We start from the raw sequence: 25,595 nt of genomic DNA, 5'->3' as shown, positions 1-25,595 counted from the left end.
CGGGTGGCCTCATTCGACCACACGGCGCCGACGGGCCGGCGGTGGCTCAGGCCGAGAGCGGGACCCGGGTCTCGTCCTCGGCGGCCGGCGCCGGCTCATCGCGCTCGGGACGGCCCGGGGTGGCGCGCTCGCGCAGCGTCCCGACGGCCTCGTGCCCCTCGGCCGTCAGGACCCGGCGGCCGGCCCGACGTGCCGGCACCGCCACGACCCCCAGGACGGCGAGCGCCAGGAGGGTGATGAACAGGAGCGAGAGCACGACCGAGACCATGCCCCCAGTGTCCCGAGCCCGACCCGCGCCGACCAAATCGACACCTGTGACAGGACCCGACTAGGGTGACGCGCGTGACCGATGCCGGGACCGTGCCGGACCGGACGACCCCCCGCCGCCGGCGCCGACTGCCCTGGTTCACCGAGGTGCTCGTCGCCCTCGTGGGGGTCGCGCTGGTGCAGGCCTTCCTCGTCAAGCCCTTCGGCGTGCCCTCGCAGTCGATGGAGGAGACGCTGCACATCGGCGACCGCATCCTCGTCAACCGCCTCGACCACGGCGTCGAGCGCGGGGACGTCGTCGTGTTCGGCCACGGCTCGACGTGGCAGGAGCGCGAGCTGCCGCCGGCCGGCAACCCCCTGACCCGCGTGGCCCGCGCGGTCGGTGACGTCACCGGCATCGGCCCGAGCAGCACCTCCTACACCGTCAAGCGCGTCATCGGGCTGCCCGGCGAGCGGGTGGCCTGCTGCAGCACCGACGGCCGGGTCACCGTCGGCGACCAGCCGCTCGACGAGCCGTACGTGTACGAGGACCTGCCCTTCACGTCCGGCTCCCTCGACTGCTCGAGCTCACCGCGCTCGACCCGCTGCTTCCCCGAGATCACCGTCCCGCAGGACAACTACCTCGTGCTCGGCGACCACCGCTCGCAGTCCGCGGACTCGGTGATCGGCTGCCGGGGCGCCACCGAGGGCGGCGAGTGCGCCCGCTTCGTGCCGCGCGAGCGGGTCATCGGCCCGGTCGTGCTGCGCTTCTGGCCGCCGGGCGACCTCGGCGGCATCGCCCGATGAGGCTGCTCGTCCTCGGCGGCACCGCGTTCCTCGGCCGGGAGGTCGCCCGCGCCGGGCTGGCCGCCGGCCACGACGTCACCTGCGTGGCCCGCGGGGAGTCCGGGGCGCCCGCCGACGGGGCACGCCTCGTGACCGCCGACCGCTCGGCGCCCGGGCTCGGTGGGGTCGAGGACGAGCGGTGGGACGCCGTCATCGACGTCGCGCGCGACCCCGGGCAGGTGGCCCGGGCCGTCGAGGCGCTGCGCGGCCGGGTCGGGCACTGGGGGTTCGTCTCCACCGGCAACGTCTACGCCGACCACTCGGTCCCCGGCGCCGACGAGTCCACTCCCCTGCTGGCGCCGCTCGAGTCCGGCGGCGACGAGCCGGACGAGTACGGGGGCAAGAAGGTCGCCTGCGAGCGCTCCGTGCTCGACGGCATCGGCGCCGAGCGGGTGCTCGTCGCCCGCGCCGGGCTGCTCGGCGGGCCCGGCGACACCTCCGGGCGCACCGGCTGGTGGCCGTGGCGCCTCGCCCACCCCGCGGTGCCGGGCGAGGTGCTCGTGCCCGACGCCCTCGGCGAACCGGCCCAGGTGCTCGACGCCCGCGACCTCGCCGCGTGGCTGGTCCGCTGCGGCGAGGCGGGCACCACCGGTGTCGTCGACGCCGTCGGACCGACCACCACCCTGGGCGGTGTGCTCGCCGCGGCGCGGGAGGCATCCGGCTCCGGGGCTCGCGCCGTGGCCGCCGACCCGGCCTGGCTCTCGGAGCAGGGGGTCGGTCCGTGGATGGGGCCGCGCTCGCTGCCGCTCTGGCTGCCCTTCCCCGAGTACGCCGGCTTCGCGGCCCGCACCGGTGAGGCGGCCCGGGCCCTCGGCCTCACCACCCGCCCGCTCGTGGACACGCTGCTCGACGTCCTCCGCTACGAGGAGGAGCGCCCCGCCGACGAGCCGCGACGCACCGGCCTCGAGGACGACGACGAGCGCGCGCTGCTGACCGCCTGGCACGCCCGCTGAGGCGGCGGGCCGCAGACGACGTCAGGCGGTGGCCGCGACGTCGCGGATGCGCTGGCTGACCACCGTCGTCACGCCGTCGCCGCGCATCGAGACGCCGTAGAGCGCGTCGGCGACCTCCATCGTCCGCTTCTGGTGCGTGATGACGATGAGCTGGCTGGAGTCGCGGAGCTCCTCGAAGAGCGTGATGAGCCGGCCGAGGTTGGTGTCGTCGAGCGCGGCCTCGACCTCGTCCATGATGTAGAACGGGCTCGGCCGGGCCTTGAAGATGGCCACGAGCAGCGCCACCGCCACGAGCGAGCGCTCGCCACCGGAGAGCAGGCTGAGCCGCTTGACCTTCTTGCCCGGCGGGCGGGCCTCGACCTCGATGCCGGTGGTCAGCATGTTGTCGGGGTCGGTGAGCACGAGGCGCCCCTCGCCTCCGGGGAAGAGCCGCTGGAAGACCCGCTCGAACTGCTCCTTGGTGTCGAAGAAGGCCTCCGTGAAGACCTGCTCGACGCGCTCGTCGACCTCCTTGACGATGTCGAGCAGGTCGCGCTTGGAGCGCTTGAGGTCCTCGAGCTGGGTGGTGAGGAAGGTGTGCCGCTCCTCGAGGGCTGCGTACTCCTCGAGCGCGAGCGGGTTGACCCGGCCGAGGGCCGAGAGGGCCCGCTCGGCCTTGCGCAGCCGCTTCTCCTGCTCCTCGCGCACGTAGGGCTGCGGCTCGGGCAGCGCGTCGGGGTCGTCGTCGGGTCCGGCGACGTGCGGCACGGCCTGGTGCGGGCCGAACTCCTCGACGAGGACGTCGGGGTCGATGCCGAGCTCCTCGACCGCCTTGGCCTGGAGCTGCTCGATGCGCGCCAGCTGGCGGGCGCGGGCCATCTCGTCGCGGTGGGCGGCGTCGGTGAGGTCACGCAGCTCGTCCTGGACGCCCGAGAGCTCCTGGCGCAGGCCGGAGGCGACGCGGTCGCGCTCGGCGCGCTCGGCCTCGGCAGCGTCCCGCAGGGTGCCCGCGCGGCGCAGCGCGTCGGCGACGCGGTGCACGGCGTACGCCGCGGCCTCGTGGACGGCGGCGGCGACCTCGGCCTCGCGGCGGCGCTTCTCGCGGCGCTCGCGCAGCCGCTCGCGGGCGGCGATCTCGTTGCGGGCGGCGCCCTCGAGGGAGTCGGCGCGGCCCTTGAGCGAGCGGGCCCGCTCCTCCTTGGTGCGCAGCGCGAGCCGGACCTCGGTCTCGCCGGTGCGGGCGCGGCTGGCCTCGAGCTCGAGGCGGTCGCGCTCGTCGGTGGAGGGGTCGGCGTCGTCCTCGACCGGCTCGGACTCGGCCTCGGCGAGGCGGGTGGTCAGGGCCTCGAGCTCGGTGCGGTCGGCCTCGAGCCGCTCGGTGGCGGCGGCGATGGCGCCCTCCGCGCGCTCGGCCTCGGCGCCGGCGGTGCGCATCGAGGCCCCGAGCCCGCCGAGCCGCTCGGCGATGGCGGCCATCCGGGCGTCGGAGTCGTGCAGCGCCTCGAGCGCGGCCTCGACGTCGGCGGTCATCGCGGCGGCCTTCTCGCGGGCAGCGGTGAGCGCGAACCGGTTCCGTTCCACGCGGCCCGATGCCTCGGTGAGCGCGGTGCGCGTCTCCTCGACGGCGGCCTGCACCTCGAGGAGGCTCTCGCCGGCACTGCTGCCGCCGCGCGCCCAGCCGGGGCCGAAGACGTCGCCGTCGGCGGTGACCGCGGTGACGCCGGGATGGCGCGACACGAGCGCGACGGCGTGACCGGCCGTGGGGACCAGGGCGACCCGCTCGAGGAGCTGCTCGACGGCCGGCTTCACGGCGGCCTCGGCCTCGACGACGTCGCGGGCCCACACGGCCTCGCCGCCGAGGTCGGGCCAGGTGGCGGGGTCCTCGGGGCTCGCGGTCTCGCCGACGAGGAGCGCCGCGCGCCCGCCGTCGCCCTCGCGCAACGAGGCCAGCGCGGCGGCGGCGGAGTCGGCGGACCCCACGGCGAGGGCCTCGGAGGCCCAGCCGAGGGCGGCGGCGACGGCGGCCTCGTGGCCACCGCTGACGTGCAGGAGCGTGGTGACCGCGCCGAGGATGCCGTGCCGGTCGTCGGCGGCCTCCAGCAGCGTGGCGGCGCCGTCCTTGCGGCGCAGGCTCATCTCGAGGGCCTCGAGGCGGGCCTGGTTCGAGGACCGGTCGCGCTCGGCGGCCCGCTCGTCGGTGAGCAGGCGCTCGATCTCGGCCTCGGCGGCCGCCAGCTTCTCGGCGGCGGCCTCGTAGGTGGTGTCGAGGCCCTCCTCGCCCTCCTCGTCGTGGGCGATGCCGCCCTCGAGCTGGGCGAACTCCTTCTCGGCCTGGGCGGCGCGCTGGCGGGCCTCGGTGACGAGGACCTGGAGCCGGCCGATCTCGGCCTCGGCGGCCTCGATCCGGCTGCGGCGGGCCCCGACCTGGCCGGCGAGCTTGGCCAGGCCCTCGCGGCGGTCGGCGGCGGCGCGGGCGAGGCGGGCGAGGCGCTGCTGCTCGGCGGTGAACGCGGCCTCGGCGGCCTCGCGCGCGGCGACGGCCTCCTGGAGGGCCTCGGTGGTCTCCTCGATCTCGGCGAGCAGGACGCCCTCGGCCTCGCGGGCCTGGGCGGCCTGCGCGCGCAGCTCCTCGGGGTCGCGCCCGGAGGTGGTCTCGTGCTCCTCGTCCTGGGAGAGCAGGCGCACGCGCTCGGCGGCGACCGAGCCGGTGGACTCGAGCCGGTCGCGCAGGCTCTGCAGGCGCACGACGCGCTCCTGGGCCCGGCCGAGCTCGGGGGCGGCGTCGGCGGCCTGCCGCTCGACCTCGGTGAGCCGGGCGCGCACGGTGGCGAGGGCGTCCTCGACGGCGGTGCGGCGCTCGAGGAGGGCGGTCTCGTCGGCGACCTCCTGCTCGACGATGCCGGTCAGCTGCACGAGGTCGTCGGCGAGCAGCCGCAGCCGGGAGTCGCGCACGTCGGCCTGGACGACGGCGGCCCGGCGCGCGGCCTCGGCCTGGCGCCCGAGCGGGCCGAGCTGGCGGCGGATCTCGCCGGTGAGGTCCTGGACGCGGGTGAGGTTGCCCTCCATCTGCTCCAGCTTGCGCAGCGCCCGCTCCTTTCGGCGGCGGTGCTTGAGGACGCCGGCGGCCTCCTCGATGAAGCCGCGCCGCTCCTCGGGGGTCGCCCGCAGGACGGTGTCGAGCTGGCCCTGCCCGACGATGACGTGCATCTCACGGCCGAGGCCGGAGTCCGAGAGCAGCTCCTGGACGTCGAGCAGGCGGCAGTTCGTGCCGTTGATGGCGTACTCGGAGCCGCCGCCACGGAACATCGTCCGGGTGATCGTCACCTCGGAGTAGTCGATGGGCAGGGCGCCGTCGGTGTTGTCGATGGTCAGGCTGACCTCGGCCCGGCCCAGCGGGGGGCGACCCGCGGTGCCGGCGAAGATGACGTCCTCCATCTTGCCGCCGCGCAGGCTCTTGGCGCCCTGCTCGCCCATCACCCACGCGAGGGCGTCGACGACGTTGGACTTGCCGGAGCCGTTCGGGCCGACGACGCAGGTGATGCCCGGCTCGAGGCGCATCGTCGTCGCCGAGGCGAAGGACTTGAACCCCTTGAGGGTCAGCGTCTTGAGGTACATGCGGCGTGGTCAGCTCTCGTCGGTGCGGGTCGGCCCGGGTGCAGCCGGGACCCGGGCGATGCTACCGGGGCCCCGGCGCGGCGGCGGGACGTGCCGCCCGCCCGGTGGTGCCTGTGACGCCCGGGGCCACTGGGACTCCTGGGACTGACCTCCCCGCGTCGAGTGCGGAGGTGGTCGCCCCAGCGACCGTTTCCGCACTCGACTCCGGGTATGGGTCAGGAGCCGTTCGCGAGGTGCTCGTGGTGGTGGATGACCTCGGCGATGATGAAGTTCAGGAACGCCTCGGCGAACTGGGGGTCCAGGCCGGAGTCGTCGGCGAGTGCCCGCAGCCGCGCCACCTGCGCCTCCTCGCGGCCGGGGTCGGCGGCGGGCATCCCGGCGGCGGCCTTGAGCTCGCCGACCGCCTGCGTGCACTTGAACCGCTCGGCGAGCAGGTGGACGAGGGCGGCGTCGATGTTGTCGATGCTCGAGCGCAGCCGCGCGAGGTCCGGGGGGATGTCGCTCACGGGCCCATCGTAGGAAGACCGGCCGCGCTCCCCCACCGCGTCCCACGTCCCGGTCGCCACCGGGAGTGGTCGAGATCGCGCGACGTGCGGACCTCGGCGCTCGATCCTCGGCATGTCGCGCGACGTCGACTCGTCAGCGCTCCCGGAAACCGCTCTCCCCCTTGGCCGGGGACCAGAGGGGTGCCGACACCGACGTGACGTGGCCCGGCCGGCCGGCGCCCGACGGCTCGTCACGCAGCAGGGCGTGCAACGCCTCGATGGCCGGCCGCTCCCCCTCGGCGACCACCTCGACCCGTCCGTCCGCGGTGTTGCGTGCCCACCCGACGAGCCCGAGCTCCAGCGCCCGGGCCCGGGTCCACCAGCGGAAGCCGACCCCCTGCACCTGCCCGCGCACGAAGACCGTCCCCCGCACCAGCCCCCGGTCCTCGTCCGCCGCCTCGTCCATGTCACCGATCCTAGGAACCCCGCGCGACGCCCGTCCCCCGCCCCACCGCGCGCCTCCGTCACGCTGTCCCCACCCGTCACTACCGTTGCCGCATGGACTCGCTCCGGCCCGACGGGAGCGGTGGGGTCACCACCGACCCGGGGACCGTCGCGCCCGCCCCGGCCCCCGCCCGCCCCGACCGACGGCTCCCCGGCCTCGACGGCCTGCGCGCCCTGGCGGTGGTCGCGGTCATCGCCTTCCACCTCGACCCGACCTGGCTGCCCGGCGGCTTCCTCGGCGTTGACGTCTTCTTCGTCATCTCCGGGTTCCTCATCACCACCCTGCTGCTGCGCGAGCGCGCGCGCACCGGCACCGTCGACCTCCGTGGCTTCTGGACCCGCCGCGCCCGCCGCCTGCTCCCGGCCCTGCTGCTCGTCGTCCCCTCGGCGGTCCTGCTGGCCCGGCTCACCGAGAGCGACCTCCTCGTCGGCATCGAGCGCCAGGTCGCCGGCGCGCTGACCTTCACCTCGAACTGGCTGGAGATCGGCGCCGGCACCGACTACTTCGCCGCGACCTCCCCCACCCTCCTCGCGAACCTGTGGAGCCTGGCCGTCGAGGAGCAGTTCTACCTGCTCTGGCCGCTCGCCCTCCTCGCCCTGGTCCGGGTCGTCCGCCGCCCCGACGCGCGTGCCGGCGCGGCCCTGGCGCTCGCGCTGGCCTCCGCCCTGCTCATGGCCCTGCGCCTCGACCCGGGCCACCCGACCCGCGTCTACTACGGCACCGACACCCACGCCACGGGGCTGATGGTCGGCGCCGCGCTCGCCCTGGCCCTCGCCGCCCCGCACCGCGCCTGGACCACCTCGTCGTTCTGGGAGCGCCACCGGCGCACGGTCGCGGCCGTGGCGCTGCTCACCCTCGGCGGCCTCCTCGTCCTCGCCGACGAGCAGTCGGCCCTGACCTTCCGGGGCGGCATCCTCCTCGCCTCGCTGGCCACCGCCGCGCTCGTGCTCGTGGTCGTCGAGCGGCCCGGCCGCCTCAGGGCACTGCTCGACCTGCCGGCCGCTCGCTGGGTCGGCAGCCGCAGCTACGGCCTGTACCTGTGGCACTGGCCGGTCGTGCTCGTCGTCGGCCAGGACCTGCCGGTCGCCCCCGGTGGCCTCGACTACGTCCTGACCCGCGGCTGGGCGCTGCTCGTCACGGTCGCCGCGGCCGACCTGTCCTACCGCTTCGTCGAGACACCCGTGCGCCGGCTCGGCTTCGGCGGGGCGCTCGCCGCCGGTGCCCGCCGGCTCCGCTCGGCCGGCACCCGGCGGGCCCGGATCGTCGTCGGGGTCCTCACCACCGCCTCGGTGGCCACCGCGCTCGTCCTCGTCACCGCCCCCGACCGCACGGCCACCGAGGAGCTCATCGAGGCCAACGAGGCCGCGCTCGCCCGGGCCGCCGCGGCCACCGCCACCCCGAGCGTCGCGCCGAGCGGCGCCACCCCCACCCCGTCGGCCTCCCCCAGCGCCGCTGCGAAGGCGTCGTGGGCGATGCCCGCCGGCACCGAGATCGACGCCTTCGGCGACTCGATGCTCGTCGGCGCCAAGCAGGCGATGGAGTACTACTTCCCGAAGGTCCGCATCGACGCCCGCTCCAACCGCCGGTGGAGCGAGGCCCCGGGCCTGGTCGGGAAGCGCGGTGACGGGCTGCGCCGCGCCGTGGTCCTCGCCTTCGGCACGAACTTCGGCACCGACGCCAAGGCCATCGACCGCACCCTCGACGAGATCGGCCCCGACCGGATGGTCGTCGTCCTCACCGTGCACGGCCGCTACGCGCGCGCCGAGACCGACAACGAGACGCTGCGCGAGGTGGTCAAGGGGCGCGCCAACGTCGTCGTCGCCGACTGGGACGCCGCCCTGGCCGACACCAGCGGGATGCTCCAGTCCGACGGCATCCACCCGAGCATCCGGGGCGCCCACCTCTACAGCGCGACGGTGCGGGCGGCCTTCGCGAAGCTCTCGGAGCAGCGCACCGGGAAGCCCGTGCGGCTCAAGCCGATCCCGCTGCCCTGACCGTCCTCGGCCCGCGCGGGCGGGGCTGGCAGCGCGGGCACGAGAAGGAACTGCGGTTCATGAACTGCTCGCGCCGGATCGGCGTGCCGCAGCGACGGCACGGTCGCCCCTCCTGCCCGTACGCGGCGAGCGAGCGGTCGAAGTAGCCCGAGGCGCCGTTGACGTTGACGTAGAGCGCGTCGAAGCTCGTGCCGCCCTGCCCCAGCGCCTCGCGCATCACCTCCGTTGCGTGGTCGAGCAGCGCCCCGAGGCGCGGCTTCGTGAGGGCCGAGGCCGGCCGCTCGCCGTGCACCTGCGCCCGCCACAGTGCCTCGTCGGCGTAGATGTTGCCGATGCCGGAGACGACCGTCTGGTCGAGGAGCACCCGCTTGACGGCGCTGTCCTTTGCCTTCATCCGGCGCACGGTCGCGGCGCGGTCGAAGGCCGGCTCGAGCAGGTCCGGGGCGATGTGCGCGATGGTCGTGGGCACGCCGTCCGCTCCGAGGTCCGTGAGCGCCAGCCCGCCGAAGGTCCGCTGGTCCACGAAGCGCAGCTCGGGGCCGTCGTCGGCGAAGCCGAAGCGCGCGTGGAGGTGCTTCTCGTCCGGGGCGGTGGGGTCCTCGACGAGCAGCTGGCCGCTCATCCCGAGGTGGAGGATGAGGCCGAGGTCGTCCTCGAGGTCCCACCACAGGTACTTGCCGCGGCGGCGCACGGCGGCGACGCGGCGCCCCGCGAGCCGGGCGGCGAGGTCCTCGGGGCCCGCGACGTGCCGACGGGCGACCCGGTGCCCCCGCAGCTCGACGGACGTGAGGCGGCGTCCCTCGACGTGCGTGCTCAGGCCCCGGCGGACGACCTCGACCTCGGGGAGCTCAGGCACCGGCGCCGCCGGCCCCCTCGTGGGTGTCCCGGATGGAGGTCCAGGCGTGCGCCGCGGCCTCCTGCTCGGCGACCTTCTTCGTGCGGCCCGTGCCGCGGCCGAGGACCGACCCCCCGATGACCACCTCGGCGGCGAAGGACTTGGCGTGCTCGGGCCCGTCCTCGCTGACGACGTACTCGGGCGACCCGAGGCCGTGCCGCGAGCTGATCTCCTGGAGGCTGGTCTTCCAGTCCAGACCCGCGCCGAGCGTGGCCGACTGCGCGAGGAGCGGGTCGACGAGGCTGTGCACGAGCTCACCGGCCGCCTCGATGCCCGCCGCCTCGTAGACCGCCCCGATGACCGCCTCGACGGTGTCGGCGAGGATGGAGTCCTTGTCGCGGCCCCCGGTGCTCTCCTCGCCGCGGCCGAGGAAGACGAAGTCGCCGAGGCCGAGGGTGCGGCCGACGTCGGCGAGCGCCCGCATGTTGACCACGGCGGCGCGCAGCTTGGCCAGCTGGCCCTCGGAGTCGTCGGGGTTGGTCGCGTAGAGGGTCGTCGTGACGACGAGACCCAGCACGGAGTCGCCGAGGAACTCCAGCCGCTCGTTGTGCGGCAGACCGCCCATCTCGTAGGCGTACGAGCGGTGCGTCAGGGCACGCCGGACCAGCGCCTCGTCGACGGCGACGCCGGTGACCTCCCGGAGGTGGTCGACCAGCTCGGTGACGGGGCGCAGCGGGGTGAGCTCACCGGCCGCGGCCGAGCCCTTGCCCATGGGGCGGTGGCTCAGCCCTGGTGCTCGGTGCGCTCGGCGGCGCCGAAGTGGCGGCCCTTGTAGGTGCCGCACGACGGGCACGCCATGTGCGGCTGGGTGGGCGCCTTGCACTGCGGGCACGTCGTGGTGGCGACGACCGTCGCCTTCCAGTTGGCGCGGCGCGAGCGGGTGTTGGAGCGCGACATCTTCCGCTTCGGAACGGCCACGTCAGGTCCTCTTCTCTGTCGTCGTGGGTGACTCCTCGGCCAGGGCCGAGAGCGCCGCCCATCGGGGGTCGATCTCGTCGTGCTGGTGCTCCGGGTCCTCCGCGAGCGGCTGTCCGCACACGGAGCACAGCCCGGGGCAGTCCGGCCGGCACACCGGCTGGAACGGCAGCGCGGGCACCACCGTGTCCCGGACCACCGGCTCGAGGTCGATGTAGCCGTCCTCGATCCGGTGCTCCTCGTCGGCCTCCTCGTCCCCCACCTCCTGGTGGTGGACGTGACGATCGGCGTGAACGAACAGCTCCTGGAAGCGCCCGTCGACCGGGTGGTCGACGGGGTCCAGGCACCGCACGCAGGCGCCGGTCGCCGTGCCGCGCACCGAACCGGTGACCAGGACGCCCTCGACGACGGACTCCATCCGCAGGGAGAGGAGCAGCGGGCTGCCCTCCTCGACGCGGATGACGTCGGTGCCGAGGTCGCTCGGCGCACCGACCTCACGCTCCAGCTCGTGCATCGTCCCGGGTCGCCGGCCCACGAGCTTGGTGTCGAGCACCATCGGGGACCGGGGGTCGAGTCGAGTCATGGCTTTCACGGGGAGGTCGGAACGGTTCGGGTCACGCCGCACGGACGCAGACCGAGGAGCAAGGTTACCGGGCCCGGGCCCACCACCCAAACCGGCGGCCCGCGGGCGGGTCAGCGGGCCGGTCGCGCGGCGAGTGCCGAGGTCACCGCCCCGGCCAGCACCGGGGACAGGGTGCGGGCGTAGGTGGCGGTCACGTGGTCGCCGGGGCGGTGGACCGCGACGTGACCGATGACCACGGGGCACCGGCCCCCGGGGCAGATCCGCTCGGTGAGGTCGAGCAGCCGCACGCCCTCGCCCGCCTCCGCCGCGGCGGCCTGCTGGACCGGCAGGCCGCTGCCCGCCACCCCGGGAGCCACCGGGAAGGTGCAGGCGTCGAGGTCGCGGGGGTGGCGGGCCGCGCAGACGTCGAGGTCGTCGGGCGAGAGCGGGCTGTCCCCGAGGACGACGACGGGCGAGCCGGCGGCCGCGAGCGCGGACCAGCGCCGGGCGTACCCGGCGGCGAGCCGGTCGGCGTTGGCGGCCTCGCCGTCCCAGGCACCGCGCGCCACACCGGAGGTGAGGACGACGTCGGGTCGGTCGGCGGCCAGCGCGCGCACCACCGCGGCGTTCCAGGCGTCGCACTCGGGGTAGGCGGCCCCGGCCACGCTCGCCGGGGCGTCGGCGAAGGCGCAGGCCGACTTGCCGTAGGTGACGATGCGCCAGCCCTCCTGCGTGGCCCGCGCCTGCAGGGCGGGCAGCCACTGCATCGCCTTGGAGTCGCCGACGAGCGCCACCGTCGTCGCCCCCTGCCGGGCCCCGAAGGTGCAGGCCACCGGCTCGGTGGCGTCGTGGTCGACCTGGCAGCGGTCGACATCGGCGTCCGGCCGGTCCTCGCCGGCCCGCAGCGGGTCCGGGACGACCCATCCCGGGTCGCCGGCCGGCGCGACGGGGACGCCGGGCACCACGGTGCCGGCCCCGAGGGCCGCGTCGGCGGGCATCCGACCGCCCGGCGGCTCGGTGACGAACGGGGTCCGGACCTGGAGCAGGGGCAGGGCGGCCAGCACCCCGACCGCCGAGAGCGCCAGCCCGGCGGCGAGCAGCCCGCGCGGACGGGTCCGCAGCCAGGGGCCGTGGTGCAGCGGCTGCTCGACGAAGCGCCACGAGACCCACGCCGGCCACACCGACGCGGCGGCCAGCGCCACCTTGCCCCAGCCCGGCAGCGGCGAGCCGGTGAGCCACTCGGCGGACCAGTCGCCGAGCACGAGGACCGGCCAGTGCCAGAGGTAGATCGAGTACGAGAGCCCGCCGACCCACACCATCGGGCGGGTGCCGAGGAGGCGGACCGGCCCACGCGGGGACCCGTGCCACCCGGACCACAGCACCAGGGCCGTCGGCACGGTGGGCAGCAGCGCCCAGGCACTCGGCCACTCCACGTCGGTGGGCATCCGCAGGACGACGACGACCAGGGCGACCAGGCCGGCCCAGCCGAGGGCCACCGACGCGTTCGACGGGCGCTGGGGCCGCTCCCGCCCGGTGAGCCACACCGCGAGCAGCGCCCCGACCCCGAGCTCCCAGACGCGCGTGGTCGTCACGAAGAACGAGGCGGCCGGCGAGGAGTGCGAGAACCAGAGCGACCAGAGGAACGAGGCGCCGACGAGCGCCCCGAGGACCGCGGCCACCGTCCGCCGGTCGGGGGTGCGCCCCAGCCGCCGCAGCACGAACGCGAGGGCCACGAGCAGCAGCGGCCAGACGACGTAGAACTGCTCCTCGACGGACAGGCTCCAGAAGTGCTGCACCGGCGAGGGGCGGGCGTCCGAGGCGAGGTAGTCGACCTCGCGGCCGGCCAGGACCCAGTTGACGACGTAGGTCGCGGCGCCGATGACGTCGTGCCCGACCGAGCGCAGCCGCAACCCGGGGACGACCAGCCACGAGAAGAACGCGGTGACGACGAGGACGAGCACGGCGGCAGGCAGGAGCCGTCGGATGCGCCGGCCGAGGAAGCGCGTCCACGAGATGGTGCCGGTGCGGTCGAGCTCGGTGACGAGCAGGCCGGTGATGAGGAAGCCGGAGATGACGAAGAAGATGTCGACCCCGACGAAGCCCGCGTGGACCGGCAGGCCGGCGTGGTAGAGCAGGACGCTGAGCACCGCGACGGCGCGCAGCCCCTCGATGTCCGGCCGGAAGCCCCGGCGCGGCGCCTTGGTGGTGGCGGGAGCGGCCCGGGACGGGGCCTCAGCGACCGTCACGCAGCCGGCCGACGAGGGCGTCGCGCACCTCGTCGGGGACGAGCCCGTCGACGTCGCCGCCGTAGCGGACGACCTCCTTGACGAGCGAGCTCGACACGTGGCCGTAGGCCGGCTCACCGGGCAGGAAGACGGTCTCGACGCCCGTGAGGTGCCGGTTCATGAGCGCCATCGGCAGCTCGTAGGCGAAGTCGGTGCCGCCGCGCAGGCCCTTGACGACGACGTCGGCGCCGACCTCGCGGCAGACGTCGACGAGCAGGCGGTCGGCGAAGGCCTCGACCCGGACCCGCTCCGTGAGGCCGGCGGCGGCGACCGCGCGCTCGACGAAGCCCACCCGCTCCTCGACGGTGAAGGTGCCGGCCTTGGCCGGGTTGTGCAGGACGGCGACGACGACCTCGTCGTGCAGCGCCGCGGCACGGGCGACGACGTCGAGGTGACCGTGGGTCACCGGGTCGTAGGAGCCGGGGCAGACGGCCCGGCGCACGCGCTCGCTCACGCGCGCCAACCTAGCAAGGAGCCGGCCCGCCCCCGCTCCCCCGCTCAGCCGTCGTGCTTGGCCGCGTCCTCGACCTCCTCGGCCTTCTCCTTGGCCTCGTCCTTGATGGCCTCGGCCTCCTCGCGGGCCTCCTCGGGGGCGAGCACGCCCTCCTCGACGGCCTCGTCGAGCAGCGCGGCCACCTGCTCCTCGGAGGCGCAACCCTCCTCGAGGAGCTGGTTGCGGCGGGTCAGCCAGTCGACGGCCAGCTGCTCGCGCACCTCGAGGGAGACCTCCTCGCGGGCCGGGTTGATGATCGTCTGCTCCTCCTCGTTCGTGTGGTGGTTCACCACGGTCGCGAGGTCCTCGAGCGCGTCGTCGTACTTGTCGGTGTCGGTGCCCTTGGCGCGCAGGAAGGCGAGGAGCGCCTCGTTGATCTCGGCGTGCTCCTCCTCACCGTGCTCGGCCTCGTGCGCCGTGATGTCGGCCGCCTTGCGGCGCAGGGTCGGGTAGACCTTCTCCTCCTCGGCGACGGCGTGCGCGACGAGCAGCTCGGCGAGCGCGTGGCGCGCCGCCTCGCGGTCGCGGTCGGAGCGGCGGGCCTCGCGCAGCAGGTCCTCGAACAGCCGGTGGTCCTCGAGGATGCGCTCGAGGACGTCGCCGCTGACCGGCCGGGGGATGTCGTAGTCGCTCATGTCCGCATCCTGTCAGAGCACGTCCCTGACCAGCCCGGATGCCCTCCGTCCTTCGACGGCACCCTTGACGCGCCGCACGATGCGGGCATATACACGCTTCTGTGCCGACGACCACACCCACCGCCCTCGACTACGTGGGCTGCCTGGCCGGGAACCTCCGGGCCGCGACCCGCGCCGTGACCCGCGTGTACGACGACGCCCTCCGACCGCACGGACTGCGCCTCACCCAGGTCGCGGTGCTCTCCACGCTGCGCGCCACGGGACCGGTCGGCGTCACGGAGCTCGCGGCCGCGGTGGGCACGGAACGCTCCGCGGTCGCCCGCGAGCTGCGCCCGCTCGCCGCCGACGGCCTCGTGACCGTGGCCGCCGACGCGGACGACGGCCGCGTACGCCGGGTCAAGCTCACTCCCCGCGGCGCCGACCGCCTCGATGCCGCCGCGCCCGCGTGGCACCGGGCCCAGGACTCGATGCGCGTCCTGCTCGGGGTGGCGGAGGTCGAGGCGCTCGTCCGGGCGGCCTCCGCCGTGGTCGACGCGCTCTCGCGGGACGACGCGTGAGCGGCGCCGACCGCTCGCCCGCGCTCCTCGAGCTGCGGCAGTACCTGCTGCGCGAGGACGCCCGCGACACCCTCGTACGCCTCTTCGACGACGAGCTCGTCGAGCCGCAGGAGGCGTGCGGGATGGAGGTCCTCGGCCAGCTGCGCGACGTCGACCACGCGCGCCGCTTCGTCTGGCTGCGCGGCTTCGGCGGCCCCGACGAGCGGACTGCCGCCCTGACCCGGTTCTACGGGGGTCCGGTCTGGCAGGCCTTCCGCGACCGGGCCAACGCGACGATGGTCGACTCCGACGACGTCCTGCAGCTGCGGCCCCACCCTGCCGGACCCGGGCTCGTGGTCCGTCCCGCGGCCCGCCGGGACGAGCCGGGCGACCCGGGGGCGGTGGTGCTCGTCGTGGTCCACCGGCAGCGGGGGCGGGAGCGGGAGGTCGACGCCCTCGCGCTGGGGGCCCTGACCGACCTCGCGCGGGCGGCCGGTCTCTCGGTGCGGGCCGTCCTCGAGACCGACTCCTCCCCCAACGGCTTCCCGGCCCTGCCGGTGCGACGCGCGAGCTGCCTCGTGTGGATGGCGACCGGCCCCGGCCCCGAGGTGCTCGACCCCGTCGCGGACGGGCTGGCGGGCGTCCGGCTCCTGCTCGCCCGCCGCGCCGAGGAGCTCGGCCTGGACGAGGTGCAGCTCGACGTGCGCCGGTGCCTGCCGACGTCGCGCTCGACCCTCGTGCACGAGGGAGAGGCTCAGGAGGGGACGGCCAGCCAGACCGTCGTCTCGCCGTAACGACGCGGCTTACCGTCCCGCTCGAGGCCGTGGGGCCACGCGGGTTCCGGTGAGCGCGAGGACCGTTCGACGACGACCAGGCCGTCAGGAGCCAGCCACCCGGCGGCCAGCCTCCCGAGGACCGCCGCCAGCTCGTCCTCCCCCACGTCGTACGGCGGGTCGAGGAGGACGAGGTCGGCGACGTCGTCCGGACCGGGTTCGCCGGCGAGGGCGGCCCCGACCGTCGAGGTGCGCACGCGAACCGCCTCGAGCCCGAGGGCGCGGACGTTGGCGGTGATGGTGGCCGCCGCCCGCCGGTCGGACTCGACCAGCAGGCACGAGCGGGCGCCGCGGCTGACGGCCTCCAGACCCAGCGCCCCGGAGCCCGCGTAGAGGTCGAGGACGTGCGCGCCCCGCACCGCGCCCCGGGCGTCGAGGGCGGAGAAGAGGGCCTCGCGGACCCGGTCGCTCGTGGGACGGGTGCCGGAGCCGGACGGCGTGCGCAGCGTCCGGCCGCCGTGCGTGCCGGCGATGATCCGCGTCATCAGCCGCGCTCCAGGTAGGCGGCCTGCTCGGCGTCGACCCGCGCCCTGACGGCCTCGGCCAGCACCGGGTGCCCGTCGAGGTCGGGGTCGGCCTCGACGATCGCGAACGCGTCCTCGCGCGCGGCCTCGATGACGTCCTCGTGCTCGAGGATGCGGAGGAACTCCAGGTGCGTGCGGCGCCCGTGCTGGGCCGCCCCGAGGATGTCCCCCTCGCGGCGCTGGGAGAGGTCGAGGCGGGCCAGCTCGAAGCCGTCGGTGGTGCCGGCGAGGGCGGCGAGGCGGGTCAGTGCGGGCTCGGCGTCGGTGCCCGTGACGAGGAGGCACAGGCCGGGGAACCCACCCCGGCCGATGCGCCCGCGCAGCTGGTGCAGCTGGCTGACCCCGAAGCGGTCGGCGTCCATGACGACCATCACGCTGGCGTTCGGCACGTCGACGCCGACCTCGACGACGGTGGTCGACACGAGGACGTCGGTCTCGCCGCGCTGGAAGCGCCCCATGACCGCGTCCTTCTCGTCGGCGGGCATCCGCCCGTGCAGCACCTCGACGGACAGGCTTGCGAGAGAAGCCTCCTCGGCGAGCTCGGCGAACAGCGCCGTGACGCTCTTGAGCGGGCGCTGCGGTGCCGAGGCCTCGTCGTCGCCCTCGGCCGGCGCCTCGGCGGTGATGACCGCACCCTCGTCGGGGGCGTCGTCGTCACCGATCCGCGGGCACACGACGTAGGCCTGCCGGCCGGCGCGCACCTCCTCACCGACCCGGGCCCAGGTGCGCGCCATCCACCCGGGCGCGGCCTCGGGCACGACGTGCGTGGTGATGGGCGCGCGGCCCGCGGGCAGCTCGCGCAGCGTGGAGGTCTCGAGGTCGCCGAAGACGGTCATCGCGACCGTGCGCGGGATGGGCGTGGCGGTCATGACGAGGACGTGCGGAGGGGTGGCACCCTTGCCGCGCAACGCATCCCGCTGCTCGACGCCGAACCGGTGCTGCTCGTCGACGACGACGAGCGCGAGGTCGAGGAAGTCGACGTTCTCCTGGAGCAGGGCGTGGGTGCCGACGACGATGCCGGCGTCGCCGCTGACGACGTCGAGGAGGGCCTTGCGGCGCTCGGCGGTGGACTGGCTGCCGGTGAGCAGCACCACCCGCGTGCCGTGCTCGGCGCCGCCCAGCATCCCGCCCTCGGCGAGGTCGCCGAGCATCCGCGTGATGGTGCGGTGGTGCTGCCCGGCGAGCACCTCGGTGGGGGCGAGCAGGGCGGCCTGGCCGCCGGAGTCGACGGCCTGGAGCATCGCCCGCAGCGCGACGACCGTCTTGCCGGAGCCCACCTCGCCCTGCAGCAGCCGGTGCATCGGCAGCTCGCGCGCCATCTCGGTGGCGACCGTCTCGCCGACCTCGCGCTGTCCGGCGGTGAGCGAGAACGGGAGCCGCTCGTCGAAGGCGGCGAGCAGGCCGTCGGGGCGGCCGGCCCGCGCGCGGGTGGCGGTGCCCGCCGAGGCCCGCCGCCGCTGGGCCAGGGTGGTCTGGAGGACGAAGGCCTCCTCGTAGCGCAGGCGCTGCTGGGCCGCGGCGACCTGCGCGAGGGTGTCGGGACCGTGGATGCCCCGCAGCGCGTCGGTGCGCGACACCAGGTTCCGCCGCGCACGGACGTCCTCCGGGATCGCGTCGGGCACGTCGTCGAGGACGTCGAGGACCCGGCGCACCGACTCGGTGACCGTCCAGGTGTGCAGGTTCCCGACGGCGCGGTAGATCGGGATGAGGTCCTTGCGGTCGCCGGCGTCGAAGTCGGCGAGCATCGTGTACCCGGGATGGGTCAGCTGGTTGCGCGACCCGTAGCGGCTGACCGTGCCGGCGAAGATGCCGCGCGCGCCGGGGACCAGCGCGTTCACGTGCGGGTAGGGCCTGAAGAAGGTGACGTCGAGGTCGTGGCGACCGTCGGTGATGACCACCTCCAGGAGGGTGCCGCGGCGCTTCTGCATCGGTCGCGTGGTCGCCGTCTTGACCTCCGCGACACCGACGAGGAACTGCCCCGGCGTCACGGTGCCGAGGTCGGCCTCCCGGGTGCGGTACCGGCGCGGCCAGAAGGCGAGGAGGTCGCCGACCGTGTGGATGTCCCGGTGCTTGGCGAACTTCTCGGACGCCTTGGCGATGATGGGTGCGAGCCTGCTGGCCTCGGTGGCCACGTCACTCCACCCCGATGAGCAGCGGGTACACGGGCTGACCGCCGTCGATGACCACGACCTCGACCTCCGGCCGCTCGCGACCCAGCCTCGCCGCGGTGCGCTCGGCGAGCCCGGGTTCGGCGTCCTCGCCGGTGACGAGGGTGACCAGCTCGCCGCCGGCGGACAGCAGCCGCTCGAGGACGTCGCGCGCCGAGTCGGCGAGGTCCGAGCCGAGGAAGGCGACGTCGCCGTCGACGATGCCGAGGACGTCGCCCGGGTGGCATACCCCGGCCCAGGTGAGCGCCTCCTTGGTGGCCACCGACACCGCGCCGTGGCGGGTCGCGACCGCGGCGCCGGTCATCGCGACGACGTTGGCGTGCACGCTGCGCTCGGGGTCGAGCACCGCGAGCGCGGCCAGGGCCTGGACCGTGGTGCGGGCCGGCACGACGTGCACCTCGAGCCCGTCGCCCGCCGCCGCCTCGGACGCGACCTCGGCGGCCATCAGCCCGTCGGGGTCGGCGGGGAGCAGGACGACGGCCGAGGCCCCGGTGCCGCGCGCGGCCTCGAGGAGGTGGTTGGCCGACAGCCGGCGACCCGGCCCGAACGCGACGGCCACGGCTCCGGCCTCCTCGAGGAGGGTGGCCACGCCGGGACCGCTGGCCCCGGCCACGACGCCGAGCGCGACGACCTCCTCGCGGGCGGCGACCTGGCTCGGCAGGTGGGTGATGCGGATCCGCTCGGGGCGACCCGCGGCGATGCCGGCCTCGACGGCCGCCCCGGCGTCGTCGACGTGCACGTGGACGTTCCAGAGGTCGGGGCCCCCGACGACGAGCAGCGAGTCGCCGAGGCGGTCCAGGGCGGTGGTCAGGCCGCGCACCGCGTCGGCGTCGGTGTCGGTGAGCAGGAACATCACCTCGAACGCCGGCCCGTCGGCCGTGACCTCCTCGGTGGGTGGGGCCCCGACGGCACGGTCGGTGGCGCGCCACTCGGAGCGCGCGTCGTCCGAGGCCGTGGTCAGGAGGCCGTCGGCCGACGCCGTCCAGTCGCCGGTGACGACCCGGTGCAGCGCCTCGAGGAGCAGGACGCAGCCGGCGCCCCCGGCGTCGACCACCCCGGCCCGGGCCAGGGCCGGCAGCTGCTCGGGGGTGCGGGCCAGCGCCTCGGTGGCGGCCTCGACGGCTGCCGCCGACACCTTCGCCATCGACCCGCCCGCGTCCCCCGCCGCGCGCGCCGCGGCGGCCGCGGCGTCGGCGACCGTGAGGATGGTGCCCTCCTGCGGGTGGGCGACGCTGGAGCGGGCCTTGGCGGCACCACGCTCGAGGCACTCGACGAGGAGGGCGGTGTCGACCTCGGCCGCCTCCCGCTCGACGACGACGTCGCAGACGCCGCCGACGACCTGGCTCATGATGACGCCGGAGTTGCCGCGGGCCGCCATCAGGACCGCCCGGCGCAGCGTGCGGCACTCCTCGACGAGGTCGGCCGTGCCGAGCACGCCGCGCGCGCCATGGGTGGCGACGACGTCGTCGATCGCCCCGTCGAGGGTGAGGTAGAGGTTGGTGCCCGTGTCGCCGTCGGGCACGGGGAAGACGTTGAGCTCGTCGATCTCGGTGCGGCGCGCGGCGAGGGCCGCCCGGGTGAGGAGGGCCCAGTGCCGGGCGTCGTCGGCGGTGAACACGTCGGGCACGGGCTCAGGGTAACGGGGAGCACCGTCGGCGGTCGGGGAGCCCGTTTTGGTCCGCCGGGTCGGCCTCGGCTACGCTTGTCCGGTTGCGCATGCGCCAGCGAGCGCGCGCTCCCGACCACTGACCAGTACTGCATCAGGAGATCTCCCGTGGCTGCCACCTGCGACGTCTGCGGCAAGGGCCCCGGTTTCGGGCACAACATCTCGCACTCGCACCGCCGCACCAAGCGCCGCTGGAACCCGAACATCCAGCGGGTCAAGGCTCTGGTCGGCGAGGCGGGCGTGACCCCGAAGCGGCTCAACGTCTGCACCTCGTGCCTCAAGGCCGGCAAGGTCAAGCGCTGACCACCGGCTGACGCACCTCGGAACGGGCGGCCCTCCCTCGTGGAGGCCGCCCGTTCCGCATGTCCGGGAGGTCCTCAGGCTCCGGCGAAGTGGTCCCAGCCGCGGGCGTCCGGCACCACGCCGTCGACGGTGACGCGCGGCCCGGCCGGCCCGACCTCACCGACCCGGCCGAGCACCACCCACTCCTTCCCCGGCAGGGCGCCGAGGTCGGTCCCGGCCGGGAAGCATCCCACCAGCGAGTGCTCCTCACCGCCGGCGAGCACCTGGCGCAGCGCCTCGGTGCTCCCCAGGCAGCGCCCGAGCTCACCCTCGACGTAGCGCTCGCGCAGCACGCGGCCGTCGAGGTCGACCGCGACCCCGCTGGCGCGGGCGACCCGCCCGAGGTCGGTGACCAGCCCGTCGGAGACGTCGATGAGCGCGGTGGCCCCGGCCTCGGCGGCCACGGGCCCGGACGCCAGCGGCGAGCGCGGCGCGAGGTGCGCGCGCACCAGCGCGTCCCCCGCGCCCGGGGGCGCCCCGGCGAGGAGCAGGGCCAGCCCACCGCCCGACCGGCCGAGGGTGCCGCAGACCGCGACGACGTCGCCCACCCGCGCTCCGGAGCGCAGCACCGGGCGCCGGCCCCGCAGGTCGCCGAGGGCCGTGACGGTCACCACGACGACCCCGGCGGGCGCCGAGGACAGGTCGCCCCCGACCACGGGTACCCCGGCCTCCGCCGCGACACCGCTGATGCCGCGCGCCAGGTCCAGGGCCCACGACACCTCGGTGGCGGGGTCGGCGACGAGCGAGACGAGGAGCCCGGTGGGCTCGGCGCCCATCGCGGCGACGTCGGCGAGGTTGGAGACGGCGACCTTGACCCCGACGTCGTGGCCGCTGGACCACTCGTCGCGCCAGTCGTGGCCGCGGACCATCCCGTCGGTCGTCGCGACGACCGCGCCGGAGGGCGCGGCGACGACGGCGGCGTCGTCCCCGGGGCCCACGGGCACGGCGTCGCCGGCCACGTCGAGCCCGGCGGCGTACATCGGGAACAGCCGTCCGAGCAGGGCGGACTCGTCGAGGTCGCGCAACCGTTCCACGGCTCCTCCTCCCTGCGGTGACGTCCGGACCACCGGCACGGTAGCGTCTGGGGCGCGTCCCCCGGACCCGGTGGGACGCACCGGGCGGAGTCGTCACGACCCGCCGACCAGACGACGACAAGGTGGAGTGCAGTGGTCCAGGCCTACATCCTGATCCAGACCGACGTCGGTCGCGCCGCGGCCGTGGCCGCGACGATCGCCGACATCGAGGGCGTCGTCCTCGCCGAGGACGTCACCGGCCCCTACGACGTCATCGCCCGCGTCGAGGCCGCCACGGTCGACGAGCTCGGGAAGCTCGTCATCTCCCGGATCCAGGACACCGAGGGCATCACCCGCACCCTCACGTGCACGGTGGTCCACGTCTGACCCCGCACCGACTCCGCCCGGCGGCGGCAGCGCTCGGCGTTGCCGCCGCCGTGCTGTCGGGATGCTCCTCCGCGGTCGAGGTCTCGGTCCCCGACGGCGCCGGTGCGGCGGCCTGCCGCGCCGCCTCCTGGCCCGGCACGGTGAGCGGCCACGAGCGCCGCGACACCTCCCCCGCCGACCCCGCGGTCGCCGCGTGGGGCGACCCGGCCGTGGTCGCGCGGTGCGGGGTGGCGGCGCTCGGCCCCACCGACACCGAGTGCGTCGAGGTGGACGGCGTCGGATGGATCCCGGCGCCGCTCTCGGACGGCACGCGGTTCACCTCGTTCGGCACCGACCCGGCGGTCGAGGTCCTCGTGCCTGCCGACTACGACCCCGCGCCGCTCCTCCTGCCGGCCTTCGGCGCGGTCGCGAAGACGTTGCCGCGCAACGGCCTCGAGTGCCGCTGACGGCGCTGCATGCGGGCCCACCAACAGGCAAAGGGCTCATCCCTGCCTCCGGCCGTGCACGCGGAGTCCACGACCCCGCCGCTCTGCCTGTCGGTGCGACCGCTGAGCCGGTCAGCGCAGGCCGGTACGGCGCTCCAGCGCGAGGGCGACGAGCTCGTCGATCAGCTCGGGGTACGAGACGCCCGACGCCGCCCACATCCGGGGGTACATCGAGCTGGGCGTGAAGCCCGGCATCGTGTTGACCTCGTTGACGAGCACGTCGCCGGAGTCGGTGAGGAAGAAGTCGACGCGGGCCAGCCCCTCGCAGCCGGCCGCCTCGAACGCGACGACGGCCATCTCGCGGATGCGCTCGGCCACCTGCGTCGGCACGTCGGCCGGCGTCTCGAGCCGCACGTCGTCGGCGGCGAGGTACTTGGCCTCGAAGTCGTAGAACTCGTGGTTCTGCACGACGACGCACTCGCCGAGCTCGCTGGCCCGGTGGGCGTCGGTGCCGTGCCCCTCGAGGACGCCGCACTCGATCTCGCGGCCGACGATGCCCTGCTCGACGACGACCTTCGGGTCGTGCTCGCGGGCCGTCTCGACCGCGGCCTCGAGGGCGTCCATCGACGACACCTTCGTGATGCCCATGCTCGACCCGGCGCGGGCCGGCTTGACGAAGACGGGGAAGGTCAGCGCGCTGACGGCGTCCATCGCGGCCGCCTTGTCGCGCCGCCAGTCGCGGTCGGTGACGACGACGTACGGCCCGACCGGCAGCCCGGCCGCGGCGAGCACGGTCTTCATCATCGCCTTGTCCATCATCACGGCCGAGGAGGTGACACCGGAGCCGACGTAGCGGACGTCGGCGAGGTCGAGCAGGCCCTGGATGGTGCCGTCCTCGCCGAACGGGCCGTGGAGCAGCGGGAAGACGACGTCGACCTCGCCGAGGGTGCGCGGCGGCTGCCCGGCCTCGTGGACGACGAGCGTGCGGTCGGTGGCCGAGGTGGGGACGATGACGCTCGCCGAGCCGCCGTCGACCTCGGGCACGTGGCCGGGCGCGAGGCGCAGCGGCTCGGGGTCGTCGGCGGCGAGCACCCAGTGCCCGTCCTTGGCGATGCCCACGGGGACGACGTCGTAGCGGTCGCGGTCGAGGGCCTCCAGCACCGAGGCGGCGGTGGCGCACGAGACGGCGTGCTCGGACGAGCGGCCGCCGAAGACGAGGGCCACGCGGATCTTGTCGGCAGGGTTTCGGTCGGTCATCGCACGCGACTCTAGCCGCCCCTAGGGTGGGGCCCGTGACCGACGGTCCCGCCTCCCCCGAGCCCCTCGCCCCCGCCACCCGCCTCGTCGCCCTGGGTCGCGAACCGGCCTCCCCCGGTGCACAGGTCGGGGCGCCCCTGGTGCTCACCTCGACGTACCACGCCGACGGCGAGGTCAGCTACGGCCGCGGCGGCAACCCCACGTGGTCGGCGCTCGAGGAGGCGCTCGGCGACCTCGAGGGCGGCGACGCGCTGACCCTGGCCTCCGGGATGGCCGCCGTCGCCGCCGCCTTCTCCCTCCTGCCCCACGGCGGCACGGTCGTCGTGCCCGACGCCGCCTACAACGGCGTGATGGCCACCGTCGGCGACCTCGAGGCCTCCGGCGCCGCCACCGTCCGCCGGGTGGACCTCACCGACACGGCCGCCGTGGTGGCCGCCCTCCCCGGTGCCGACCTGCTGTGGCTGGAGTCGCCGACCAACCCGCTCCTCGAGGTGGCCGACCTCCCGGCCCTGACCGCCGCAGCGCGCGCGCACGGGGTGCTGAGCGTGGTCGACAACACCTTCGCCACCCCACTGCTCCAACAACCGCTCGCCGACGGCGCCGACGTCGTGGTGCACTCGGTGACGAAGTACCTGGCCGGCCACAGCGACGTGCTGCTCGGTGCCGTGGTGACGGCCCGCACCGACCACGGCCGCGGCCTCCGCCAGCGCCTGTACCGGCACCGCCAGCTGCACGGCGGCATCCCCGGGCCGATGGAGGCCTGGCTGGCGCTGCGCGGGATGCGGACGCTGCACCTGCGGCTCGAGCGGGCCTGCGCCAACGCGGCCGACCTCGCGGGCCGGCTCGCCGACCACCCCGCCGTGCACCGCGTCCGCTACCCGGGGTTCGGCGCGATCGTCAGCATCGAGGTGGCCGGTGGGGCCGTGGGCGCCGAGCGAGTGGCGGCGGCGACGCGGGTCTGGGTGCACGCCACCAGCCTCGGCGGCGTCGAGAGCCTCCTGGAACGCCGGCGCCGCCAGCCGAACGAGCCGGAGAAGGTCCCCGAGGAGCTGCTGCGCCTCTCGGTCGGGGTCGAGGACGTCGAGGACCTCTGGCGCGACCTGTCCTCGGCCCTCACGCACGCCTCGACGCCCGGCTGAGGGCGAGCACCGCCTCCGCGGCCACCGGCCCGCCGTGCCCGAGGTGCAGCGTGGTCGGCCGCCACTCCTCGACGACCCGCGCGACCACCCCGAGGTCCCTCGTCGTGTCGTCCGAGTAGTAGTGCGGGTACGGCGTCCCCGGACGCACCGCACCGCCCATCGCTCCGCCGCGCACGAGGTCGCCGACGACGGCCGGTCCCGGACCCACCGGGTCGAGGACGACGAGCGACCCCGGCGTGTGGCCGCCGGTGACGACCGCGAGGAGGTCGACCCCGAACGGCGAGAGGTCGAGCCGGTCCTCCACCAGGACGTCCGCGCGGTACGCGGGGAACGGGCGGTCCACGAACGGACGGATGACCCGTGCGGTGAGGTTCGTCGGGACGAGCGCGGGGTTACGTCCCGCCTCGAGGACCGGGGCGTCCGCGGCCCCGGCCACGACCGGCACCTCCTCCCCGACCAGCAGCCGGGCCCCGCCCGCGTGGTCGGCGTGCCCGTGGGTGAGCACGACGGCGCCGAGCGACGCCGGCTCTACACCCTCCGCCCGCAGCGCCCGGCGCAGGGCCGGGACGGCCGCGGCCGTCCCGCTGTCGACGAGGACCGTCCCGCGCGCGCCCCGGACCAGGTGCACGTTCGCGGCCCGCAACCGGACCGTCGTCACCGTCGTCGTCATCCCCGACTCCTTCCACCGTCCAGCCTGTACCGTCCAGTGTCGACGTCCGGCTCCGCAGCCGCCATCCTCGGGTTCGGACGGTCACCGACCCGCAGGAGGACCCCATGACCCGGTTGACCGCGAGCTCGGTGGTCGTCCTCGGCCTGCTCGACCGGCACGGCCCGAGCACGCCGTACGGGCTGGAGCGCACCGTGGCGGCGAGCATCGGCTACTTCTGGACCCTTCCC

General features: G+C 75.5%; 26 protein-coding genes. 9 read left to right on the top strand and 17 right to left on the bottom strand.

Features of this window, described 5'->3' with window-relative positions:
* Positions 1 to 46: 46 nt before the first annotated feature.
* The gene (locus ACQZ2A_RS07510; protein ID WP_430209034.1) at positions 47 to 268 is read right to left on the bottom strand and encodes a hypothetical protein; all 222 of its coding nucleotides are present in this window, start codon (positions 266 to 268) and stop codon (positions 47 to 49) included.
* A gap of 74 nt (positions 269 to 342) precedes the next feature.
* Here ACQZ2A_RS07510 and lepB point away from each other — a divergent pair, with 74 nt between their 5' ends.
* Entirely contained in the window at positions 343 to 1,053 is a 711-nt protein-coding gene (gene lepB / locus ACQZ2A_RS07505) for a signal peptidase I (protein WP_430209032.1), read from the top strand.
* Positions 1,050 to 2,045 carry an NAD-dependent epimerase/dehydratase family protein gene (locus ACQZ2A_RS07500; protein ID WP_430209029.1) on the top strand — a complete coding sequence of 332 codons (996 nt, stop codon included), beginning with the start codon at positions 1,050 to 1,052 and terminating at the stop codon, positions 2,043 to 2,045. The genes lepB and ACQZ2A_RS07500 overlap by 4 nt, the downstream gene beginning before the upstream one ends.
* Positions 2,046 to 2,066: 21 nt before the next feature.
* Here the strand turns inward: ACQZ2A_RS07500 and smc are convergent, their stop codons facing one another.
* The 3 genes from smc to ACQZ2A_RS07485 all read right to left on the bottom strand — a co-directional run bounded on the left by smc (position 2,067) and on the right by ACQZ2A_RS07485 (position 6,590).
* On the bottom strand, positions 2,067 to 5,639 hold the full coding sequence (gene smc / locus ACQZ2A_RS07495) for a chromosome segregation protein SMC (protein ID WP_430209026.1): 3,573 nt from the start codon (positions 5,637 to 5,639) through the stop codon (positions 2,067 to 2,069).
* 215 nt (positions 5,640 to 5,854) lie between these two features.
* On the bottom strand, positions 5,855 to 6,145 hold the full coding sequence (locus tag ACQZ2A_RS07490) for a chorismate mutase (RefSeq protein ID WP_430209024.1): 291 nt from the start codon (positions 6,143 to 6,145) through the stop codon (positions 5,855 to 5,857).
* Positions 6,146 to 6,278: 133 nt separating this feature from the next.
* A complete protein-coding gene (locus ACQZ2A_RS07485; RefSeq protein ID WP_430209021.1) occupies positions 6,279 to 6,590 on the bottom strand; it encodes an acylphosphatase in 312 nt (103 codons plus the stop codon).
* Positions 6,591 to 6,682: 92 nt separating this feature from the next.
* Between ACQZ2A_RS07485 and ACQZ2A_RS07480 the strand changes: the two genes are divergently transcribed.
* Positions 6,683 to 8,623: an acyltransferase family protein gene (locus ACQZ2A_RS07480; RefSeq protein WP_430209018.1), complete on the top strand. Its 1,941-nt coding sequence runs from the start codon at positions 6,683 to 6,685 to the stop codon at positions 8,621 to 8,623.
* Here the strand turns inward: ACQZ2A_RS07480 and mutM are convergent.
* The 7 genes from mutM to ACQZ2A_RS07445 form a co-directional block, all read right to left on the bottom strand.
* Complete coding sequence (mutM, locus tag ACQZ2A_RS07475) at positions 8,601 to 9,479, bottom strand: bifunctional DNA-formamidopyrimidine glycosylase/DNA-(apurinic or apyrimidinic site) lyase (RefSeq protein ID WP_430209016.1); 879 nt, start codon at positions 9,477 to 9,479, stop codon at positions 8,601 to 8,603. The genes ACQZ2A_RS07480 and mutM overlap by 23 nt on opposite strands.
* The gene (gene rnc, locus ACQZ2A_RS07470) at positions 9,472 to 10,230 is read right to left on the bottom strand and encodes a ribonuclease III (RefSeq protein ID WP_430209013.1); all 759 of its coding nucleotides are present in this window, start codon (positions 10,228 to 10,230) and stop codon (positions 9,472 to 9,474) included. Before rnc ends, mutM begins: the two co-directional genes overlap by 8 nt.
* An 11-nt stretch (positions 10,231 to 10,241) precedes the next feature.
* Positions 10,242 to 10,436, bottom strand: a complete 195-nt coding sequence (rpmF, locus tag ACQZ2A_RS07465) for a 50S ribosomal protein L32 (RefSeq protein WP_030527944.1) — start codon at positions 10,434 to 10,436, stop codon at positions 10,242 to 10,244.
* Position 10,437: 1 nt separating this feature from the next.
* On the bottom strand, positions 10,438 to 11,016 hold the full coding sequence (locus ACQZ2A_RS07460) for a YceD family protein (protein WP_430209009.1): 579 nt from the start codon (positions 11,014 to 11,016) through the stop codon (positions 10,438 to 10,440).
* A gap of 110 nt (positions 11,017 to 11,126) precedes the next feature.
* On the bottom strand, positions 11,127 to 13,241 hold the full coding sequence (locus ACQZ2A_RS07455; protein WP_430209007.1) for an acyltransferase family protein: 2,115 nt from the start codon (positions 13,239 to 13,241) through the stop codon (positions 11,127 to 11,129).
* Positions 13,228 to 13,734, bottom strand: a complete 507-nt coding sequence (gene coaD, locus ACQZ2A_RS07450) for a pantetheine-phosphate adenylyltransferase (RefSeq protein ID WP_430209004.1) — start codon at positions 13,732 to 13,734, stop codon at positions 13,228 to 13,230. The genes ACQZ2A_RS07455 and coaD overlap by 14 nt, the downstream gene beginning before the upstream one ends.
* A gap of 44 nt (positions 13,735 to 13,778) precedes the next feature.
* A complete protein-coding gene (locus tag ACQZ2A_RS07445) occupies positions 13,779 to 14,408 on the bottom strand; it encodes a hemerythrin domain-containing protein (protein WP_430209000.1) in 630 nt (209 codons plus the stop codon).
* 101 nt (positions 14,409 to 14,509) lie between these two features.
* On the opposite strand from ACQZ2A_RS07445, the gene ACQZ2A_RS07440 reads away from it, so the two are divergent.
* Positions 14,510 to 14,965: a MarR family winged helix-turn-helix transcriptional regulator gene (locus ACQZ2A_RS07440; protein WP_430208997.1), complete on the top strand. Its 456-nt coding sequence runs from the start codon at positions 14,510 to 14,512 to the stop codon at positions 14,963 to 14,965.
* A complete protein-coding gene (locus tag ACQZ2A_RS07435) occupies positions 14,962 to 15,738 on the top strand; it encodes a hypothetical protein (RefSeq protein WP_430208996.1) in 777 nt (258 codons plus the stop codon). Before ACQZ2A_RS07440 ends, ACQZ2A_RS07435 begins: the two co-directional genes overlap by 4 nt.
* Here ACQZ2A_RS07435 and rsmD read toward each other — a convergent pair.
* Genes rsmD through ACQZ2A_RS07420 form a run of 3 tightly spaced genes read right to left on the bottom strand, consistent with a single transcriptional unit; the run spans position 15,699 to position 20,096 of the window.
* Positions 15,699 to 16,262: a 16S rRNA (guanine(966)-N(2))-methyltransferase RsmD gene (gene rsmD / locus ACQZ2A_RS07430; protein WP_430208993.1), complete on the bottom strand. Its 564-nt coding sequence runs from the start codon at positions 16,260 to 16,262 to the stop codon at positions 15,699 to 15,701. The two genes, ACQZ2A_RS07435 and rsmD, sit on opposite strands and share 40 nt — an antisense overlap.
* Positions 16,262 to 18,433 (bottom strand): ATP-dependent DNA helicase RecG, encoded by a 2,172-nt coding sequence (locus ACQZ2A_RS07425; protein ID WP_430208990.1) that lies wholly within the window; start codon positions 18,431 to 18,433, stop codon positions 16,262 to 16,264. Before ACQZ2A_RS07425 ends, rsmD begins: the two co-directional genes overlap by 1 nt.
* Position 18,434: 1 nt before the next feature.
* A complete protein-coding gene (locus tag ACQZ2A_RS07420) occupies positions 18,435 to 20,096 on the bottom strand; it encodes a DAK2 domain-containing protein (protein WP_430208987.1) in 1,662 nt (553 codons plus the stop codon).
* A 147-nt stretch (positions 20,097 to 20,243) separates the two neighbouring features.
* On the opposite strand from ACQZ2A_RS07420, the gene rpmB reads away from it, so the two are divergent.
* Positions 20,244 to 20,438, top strand: a complete 195-nt coding sequence (gene rpmB / locus ACQZ2A_RS07415) for a 50S ribosomal protein L28 (RefSeq protein ID WP_166118878.1) — start codon at positions 20,244 to 20,246, stop codon at positions 20,436 to 20,438.
* A 74-nt stretch (positions 20,439 to 20,512) separates the two neighbouring features.
* On the opposite strand, the gene thiL is transcribed toward rpmB, so the two are convergent.
* Complete coding sequence (thiL, locus tag ACQZ2A_RS07410; protein WP_430208982.1) at positions 20,513 to 21,511, bottom strand: thiamine-phosphate kinase; 999 nt, start codon at positions 21,509 to 21,511, stop codon at positions 20,513 to 20,515.
* Between the two features lie 132 nt (positions 21,512 to 21,643).
* Between thiL and ACQZ2A_RS07405 the strand changes: the two genes are divergently transcribed.
* Both ACQZ2A_RS07405 and ACQZ2A_RS07400 read left to right on the top strand, forming a co-directional pair.
* Complete coding sequence (locus tag ACQZ2A_RS07405; protein ID WP_430208979.1) at positions 21,644 to 21,877, top strand: Lrp/AsnC ligand binding domain-containing protein; 234 nt, start codon at positions 21,644 to 21,646, stop codon at positions 21,875 to 21,877.
* A 50-nt stretch (positions 21,878 to 21,927) separates the two neighbouring features.
* On the top strand, positions 21,928 to 22,323 hold the full coding sequence (locus ACQZ2A_RS07400) for a DUF3515 family protein (RefSeq protein WP_430208977.1): 396 nt from the start codon (positions 21,928 to 21,930) through the stop codon (positions 22,321 to 22,323).
* Positions 22,324 to 22,434: 111 nt separating this feature from the next.
* On the opposite strand, the gene ACQZ2A_RS07395 is transcribed toward ACQZ2A_RS07400, so the two are convergent.
* A complete protein-coding gene (locus ACQZ2A_RS07395) occupies positions 22,435 to 23,559 on the bottom strand; it encodes a D-alanine--D-alanine ligase family protein (protein ID WP_430208975.1) in 1,125 nt (374 codons plus the stop codon).
* A 35-nt stretch (positions 23,560 to 23,594) separates the two neighbouring features.
* On the opposite strand from ACQZ2A_RS07395, the gene ACQZ2A_RS07390 reads away from it, so the two are divergent.
* Positions 23,595 to 24,698, top strand: coding sequence for a trans-sulfuration enzyme family protein (locus ACQZ2A_RS07390; RefSeq protein ID WP_430208972.1), 1,104 nt, complete (start codon positions 23,595 to 23,597; stop codon positions 24,696 to 24,698).
* On the opposite strand, the gene ACQZ2A_RS07385 is transcribed toward ACQZ2A_RS07390, so the two are convergent.
* On the bottom strand, positions 24,673 to 25,368 hold the full coding sequence (locus ACQZ2A_RS07385; RefSeq protein ID WP_430208970.1) for an MBL fold metallo-hydrolase: 696 nt from the start codon (positions 25,366 to 25,368) through the stop codon (positions 24,673 to 24,675). The two genes, ACQZ2A_RS07390 and ACQZ2A_RS07385, sit on opposite strands and share 26 nt — an antisense overlap.
* Positions 25,369 to 25,595: the final 227 nt, after the last annotated feature.

This window comes from Phycicoccus avicenniae (assembly GCF_050496545.1).
Classification (GTDB): Bacteria; Actinomycetota; Actinomycetes; order Actinomycetales; family Dermatophilaceae; genus Phycicoccus; species Phycicoccus avicenniae_A.
The sequence above is the reverse complement of the archived record's forward strand: the minus strand, read 5'-3'. Positions and strand labels throughout refer to the sequence as shown.

What these genes read in the sequence shown, in the direction of transcription:
- ACQZ2A_RS07510 (WP_430209034.1), bottom strand. Translation starts at nt 268, where the DNA reads ATGGTCTCGGTCGTGCTCTCGCTCCTGTTCATCACCCTCCTGGCGCTC.
- ACQZ2A_RS07500 (WP_430209029.1), top strand. Translation starts at nt 1,050, where the DNA reads ATGAGGCTGCTCGTCCTCGGCGGCACCGCGTTCCTCGGCCGGGAGGTC.
- smc (WP_430209026.1), bottom strand. Translation starts at nt 5,639, where the DNA reads ATGTACCTCAAGACGCTGACCCTCAAGGGGTTCAAGTCCTTCGCCTCG.
- ACQZ2A_RS07485 (WP_430209021.1), bottom strand. Translation starts at nt 6,590, where the DNA reads ATGGACGAGGCGGCGGACGAGGACCGGGGGCTGGTGCGGGGGACGGTC.
- ACQZ2A_RS07480 (WP_430209018.1), top strand. Translation starts at nt 6,683, where the DNA reads ATGGACTCGCTCCGGCCCGACGGGAGCGGTGGGGTCACCACCGACCCG.
- rnc (WP_430209013.1), bottom strand. Translation starts at nt 10,230, where the DNA reads ATGGGCAAGGGCTCGGCCGCGGCCGGTGAGCTCACCCCGCTGCGCCCC.
- ACQZ2A_RS07460 (WP_430209009.1), bottom strand. Translation starts at nt 11,016, where the DNA reads ATGACTCGACTCGACCCCCGGTCCCCGATGGTGCTCGACACCAAGCTC.
- ACQZ2A_RS07445 (WP_430209000.1), bottom strand. Translation starts at nt 14,408, where the DNA reads ATGAGCGACTACGACATCCCCCGGCCGGTCAGCGGCGACGTCCTCGAG.
- rsmD (WP_430208993.1), bottom strand. Translation starts at nt 16,262, where the DNA reads ATGACGCGGATCATCGCCGGCACGCACGGCGGCCGGACGCTGCGCACG.
- ACQZ2A_RS07395 (WP_430208975.1), bottom strand. Translation starts at nt 23,559, where the DNA reads ATGACCGACCGAAACCCTGCCGACAAGATCCGCGTGGCCCTCGTCTTC.
- ACQZ2A_RS07385 (WP_430208970.1), bottom strand. Translation starts at nt 25,368, where the DNA reads ATGACGACGACGGTGACGACGGTCCGGTTGCGGGCCGCGAACGTGCAC.